Annotated in this window: 3 protein-coding genes and 1 pseudogene; all 4 read right to left on the bottom strand. The window is 68.3% G+C overall.

The genetic code is table 11. The features are described 5' to 3' along the window. Positions 1–664: AAA family ATPase (locus tag DSP71_RS23135; protein ID WP_258546266.1), on the bottom strand; the 664-nt coding region annotated here is incomplete at its 3' end. Positions 665–723: 59 nt separating this feature from the next. Then, entirely contained in the window at positions 724–1,353 is a 630-nt protein-coding gene (gene tmk, locus DSP71_RS04740) for a dTMP kinase (protein WP_113680478.1), read from the bottom strand. Continuing rightward, entirely contained in the window at positions 1,350–4,196 is a 2,847-nt protein-coding gene (gene topA / locus DSP71_RS04735) for a type I DNA topoisomerase (protein ID WP_113680477.1), read from the bottom strand. Before topA ends, tmk begins: the two co-directional genes overlap by 4 nt. An 80-nt stretch (positions 4,197–4,276) precedes the next feature. Continuing rightward, positions 4,277–4,484 (bottom strand): annotated as a pseudogene (locus tag DSP71_RS04730) (helicase); the annotation flags it as partial.

The raw sequence follows: 4,484 nt of genomic DNA, 5'->3' as shown, positions 1-4,484 counted from the left end.
GGAGCGTCTCGTCTCGCCGGCGCCTGGCCGCATCGTCGGTGGCGAGCCGCTGGGCCATGCCGATGTGGCGCTGCGCATGCCGTGCCGCCTGCTCGGCGACGGCTTCATCCACCCCCGTGCGAAGGCTGATGAGCCTGGCCACGTCGGCGACATCGGGCTCCCGCAACCGCAGCGATCGCACGCGCGATCGGATCGTGGGCAGCAGATCGGCCTCGCTCGGCGCGCACAGGATCCACACCGTCTGCTCCGGAGGCTCTTCGAGCGCTTTCAGGAGCACGTTGGAGGTGCGCTCGACCATACGGTCGGCGTCTTCGACGACGATGACCCGATAGCGGCCCGCGGAGGGGGCGAAGTAAGAGCGCTCGACGAGACCGCGAGCCTCGGCGATCGTGATGATGACCTTGTCGGTGCGCAAGGCGGTGACATCCGGATGGGTGCCTGCGAGCACCTGCCGCATGACGGTCTCGTCGTCCGGCCGATCCGCGATGAGTGCGGCTGCGAAGGCGTACGCCAGAGTCGAACGGCCGGAGCCGGGCGGTCCCGTGATCAGCCAGGCGTGCGAGAGCGCCGACGGATCGGCTGCCGCGGCACGGAGCGTGTCGACGGCAGCGTCCTGCCCCCACACATCCGCCCACGGGAAAGGGGCCGGAACGGTCTGGGGCATGCACTCAGCCTAATCGTGACCACCGACGTCGGAAGCACGGAGAGGTGCCACCGCGCTGGTCAGTCCAGAAGGGCGGCGATTCTCGCCCTGATCTGCTCCGCGATCGCATCCGGGGCCGCTGCGGCGTCGACGACGAGGAACCTGTCCGGCTCGGCTCTCGCAAGGTCGAGGAAGGCGTCGCGGACGCGTCCGTGAAAGTCCGACTGCTCCGCCTCGAGCCGGTCGAACGGCTTGTCGGCGGAGTCCAGCCGAGCCCGCGCCTCACTGGGGGCGAGGTCGAGCAGGATCGTCAGGTCGGGCAGCGCACCCTCGGCGGCCCAGAGCGAGAGGTCGCGGATCTCCGTCGCATCGAGCACCCGACCCGCGCCCTGATACGCCACGGACGAATCGAGGTAGCGATCCTGCAGCACGATGTCGCCCCGACCGAGCGCCGGGCGTACGACGGTGGCGACATGGTGCGCCCGGTCCGCGGCGTACAGCAGAGCCTCCGCGCGCGGTGCGATGTCGCCGCGATGGTGCAGGACGATGTCGCGGATGAGCTGACCGACCTCCGAGCCGCCGGGCTCACGGGTGCGGACGACCGTACGTCCGGCCCCTTCGAGCCAGTCCGCGAGCAGGTTCGACTGTGTGGTCTTGCCCGAGCCGTCGCCGCCCTCGAGAGTGATCCACACCCCGCGGCCTGAGGTCACGAGTCCGCCTTCTCCGCTGCCTTCGCCGCGGCGTTCGCGGCACGCGTCGCGGCGGCCTTCTTCGCCGCCGCGGAACGCGCAGCGGACGTGGCGGCCGTCGTCTTCTTCGCTGCAGGCTTCTTGGCCGGTGCCTTCTTCGCTGCGGGCTTCTTCGTGGGTGCCTTCTTCGCGGGTGCCTTCTTGGCGGCACCGCGCTTGGGGGCGGGGCCCTTGGCGCGCTTGTCGGCGAGCATCTGCACTGCGATCTCGAAGGTGATGTCCTCGACCTTCTGCCCACGCGGAATCGTGACGTTCGTCTCGCCGTCGGTCACGTACGCACCGAAGCGGCCGTCACGGATCCGGATCGGCTTGCCACTGACCGGGTCGGCCTCGAACTCGGCGAGCGCGCTGGAGGCCCTGCGTCCGGCGCCGTACTTCGGCTGGGAGTAGATCTCCAGCGCCTGCTCGAGCGTCACGTCGAAGATCTGCGACTCCGACTCGAGCGATCGCGAATCGGTGCCCTTCTTCAGGTACGGTCCGAACCGCCCGTTCTGCGCCGTGATCTCATCGCCGGATTCGGGGTCGACGCCCACGACGCGCGGGAGGCTCAGCAGCTGCAGCGCCGTCTCGAGGTCGATCTCGTCGACGGACATCGAACGGAACAGCGACGCGGTGCGCGGCTTGGGAGCCGCTTCCTTCTTCGCGCCCCGCTTCGGCTTCGGCTTGTCGACGACCTCGCCGGTCGCCTCATCGACAGCGGCATCCTCCGACACGGGATCGTTCTCCTGAACGTACGGCCCGAACCGGCCGTCCTTCACGACGATGATCTTGCCGTTCTCGGGATTCTCCCCGAGAACGCGGTCACCGGCGACGGGAGCGTCGATGAGCTCCTGCGCCTTCTCGGCGGTCAGCTCGTCCGGCGCCAGGTCTTCCGGAACGTTGACGATGCGCGGCTTTGCCTCGGGATTCGCCGGGTCGGCCACCTCGAGGTACGGGCCGTACTTGCCGAAGCGCAGCGTGGCGGTGTCGGTGATGCGCGTGGAGTTCAGCGCGCGGGCATCGATCTCGCCGAGGTTGTCGACGACCTGGCGCAGCCCGACGTGGGCGTCAGAGCCGAAGTAGAACGACTTGAGCCACTCGACGCGGTTCTGCTCGCCACGGGCGATCGTGTCGAGGTCGTCTTCGAGCGCAGCCGTGAAGTCGTAGTCGACGAGGTCGGCGAAATGCTCTTCGAGCAGACGCACCACGCTGAACGCGAGCCAGGTCGGCACGAGCGCCTGCCCGCGCTTGACCGCGTATCCACGGTCGAGGATCGTCTCGGGGATCGAGGCGAACGTCGAAGGACGTCCGATGCCCTTCTCCTCGAGGACCTTCACGAGCGAGGCCTCGGTGTAGCGCGGCTTCGGCGTGGTGCGGTGGCCCTTGGCCTCGGCATCCGACACGGCGAGCTGGTCGCCGACCGCGACGGCAGGCAACGACTGGTTCTCCGCGGCGTCGGCATCTCCGCGCTTCTCGTCGCGACCCTCCTCGTACGCCTCCAGGAAGCCCTTGAACGTGTAGACGGTTCCGGATGCCGTGAACTCGGCCTTCCTCTCCCCCGCGTCGACGGCGATGGTGACCGTCGTGGTCTCGTACTTGGCGTCGGACATCTGGCTGGCGACGGTGCGCTTCCAGATGAGGTCGTAGAGGCGCTGCTCATCGCGATCCAGCTCGGATGACAGGGAAGCCGGCGTGCGGAAGTTGTCGCCCGAGGGGCGGATGGCCTCGTGGGCCTCCTGGGCGTTCTTGCTCTTCGACTTGTAGACGCGCGGCTTCAGCGGCACCGCTGCATCGCCGTAGAGCGAGACCGCCTGGCTCCGTGCCGCCTGCACCGCCTGGGTGCTCAGCGACGTGGAGTCGGTACGCATATAGGTGATGTAGCCCTTCTCGTACAGACGCTGGGCTACACCCATGGCCTGCTTGGCTCCCATCGACAGCTTGCGGCCCGCCTCCTGCTGCATCGTGGAGGTCGTGAACGGCGCGTAGGGGCTGCGCGTTCCCGGCTTGGCCTCGACCTTGGTGACGTTCCCGGTGCCGACGGCGTCCACAGCCGCGGCGAGCGCGGTGGCCGCGGCCTCGTCGAGGATGACGACGGCCTTCTTGAGCTTGCCGTCGTCGTCGAAGTCCGAGCCGCGTGCCAGCTGGCCGCCGTCAACGCGGACGAGTCGGATCTTGAACGAGGTACCCGTCGCCGCGGCTGCCGCATCGACGTCCCAGTACTCGGCAGAGGTGAACGCCATGCGCTCGCGCTCGCGGTCGACGATGAGGCGCGTCGCGGCGGACTGCACACGACCGGCCGAGATCCCGGTCTTGACCTTGTACCAGAGCACGGGCGAGACATCCCACCCGTACAGGCGGTCGAGGATGCGGCGGGTCTCCTGCGCGTCGACGAGGTCGTGGTCGAGTTCGCGGGTGTTGCCGACGGCGGCCTGGATCGCGTCCTTGGTGATCTCGTGGAACACCATGCGCTTGACCGGGACCTTGGGCTTGAGGGTCTCCAGCAGGTGCCAGGCGATCGCCTCGCCTTCGCGGTCCTCATCAGTGGCGAGCAGGAGTTCGTCGGCGCTCTTCAGCGCACGCTTGAGCTCGGCGACCGTCTTGGTCTTCCGATCGGAGACGACGTAGTACGGGTCGAACCCGTTGTCGATGTCGATGGAGTACTTCCCGTACGCCTGCTTGTCCGCAGCCGGGATGTCCTTCTTGTCAGCGAGGTCGCGGATGTGGCCGACGGAGCTGAGCACCTCATAGCCGTCGCCGAGGTATCCCTGAATAGACCGCATCTTCGTCGGGGACTCGACGATGACGAGCTTCTTGCCTTCAGCCAAGGGTGCGTCCTTTCTTCGAAGCACACCATACACACCACTGTGTGGGGTCGTTCACAGTGAGCGAGGTCGCGCTGCCGTCGCTATCCCTCGGGTGGCCCGGCACGGGCTCGGGAGACGGCTGCGAGTCCAGCGTACGCCGCCTGCACCTCCACGGTCGCCACGAAGCCCTCGAGGACGCAGCCGGTGAGGGTCGCGCCGGCAGCGAGCGCGACCCTCTCGGCGAGTGCGCAGGGCTGCTCGGATGTGGTCACGGCACCGCTCGCCGCATCGGCAGCGGCGAGCGCCGCA

It is taken from the genome of Microbacterium sp. H6 (assembly GCF_003314775.1).
Lineage (GTDB): Bacteria > Actinomycetota > Actinomycetes > Actinomycetales > Microbacteriaceae > Microbacterium > Microbacterium oxydans.
The sequence above is the reverse complement of the archived record's forward strand: the minus strand, read 5'-3'. Positions and strand labels throughout refer to the sequence as shown.